The 527-nt window shown below is 51.6% G+C and carries 1 protein-coding gene; it reads right to left on the bottom strand.

The window, feature by feature from the left end; all coding sequences use genetic code 11:
- On the bottom strand, positions 1 to 517 hold a 517-nt coding region (locus AAIR21_RS27850), incomplete at its 3' end, for a Rha family transcriptional regulator (protein ID WP_434682837.1).
- Between the last annotated feature and the right edge of the window lie 10 nt (positions 518 to 527).

The raw sequence follows: 527 nt of genomic DNA, 5'->3' as shown, positions 1-527 counted from the left end.
CTGCTGGCTCAACCGCAGGAGCGGCTGGCAGGGCCACTGATTGTGCCGTGACGGCGTTGATGCCCGTCACCTCCATCACTGCTTTCATCGCTGCGGATACGGCAGCTTCGGAAACCACACGGGCCAGCAGGAAGAGGTCCGGAGCCTGGTCAGTAGGTTGTTGTGCAGCAATCAGCGGAGTTGCTTTGCCAGATTCCAGGTCACTCCAGCGCTTGACGATTTTGTAACGGTCCTGAACGCTATAGCCCGTCACAAGCGTCGTGGAAAGGTCCTGGTCAAGGAGGATTTCATCAATGACTTCGCGGCCCTTGTATGTTTTCATCTTGAAGAAAAACTCATTACTTTCACTAACTTGCAGATTTGCAGGATAAATGCCGATCTGCTCAAGCATGTTTTTGATATCTCGAATGACGATGCTGCCATGGTCTTTGCCAGTCATTTCAGAGATGCTACGGCTGCTCATCATCGGAATGCCGTTAACGGTTTCCAGTCCTGTGGTGTTGGTCACTTTGTTCATATGTGCTTCT

It is taken from the genome of Enterobacter sp. PTB (genome assembly GCF_051130085.1).
GTDB lineage: Bacteria > Pseudomonadota > Gammaproteobacteria > Enterobacterales > Enterobacteriaceae > Enterobacter > Enterobacter ludwigii.
The sequence above is the reverse complement of the archived record's forward strand: the minus strand, read 5'-3'. Positions and strand labels throughout refer to the sequence as shown.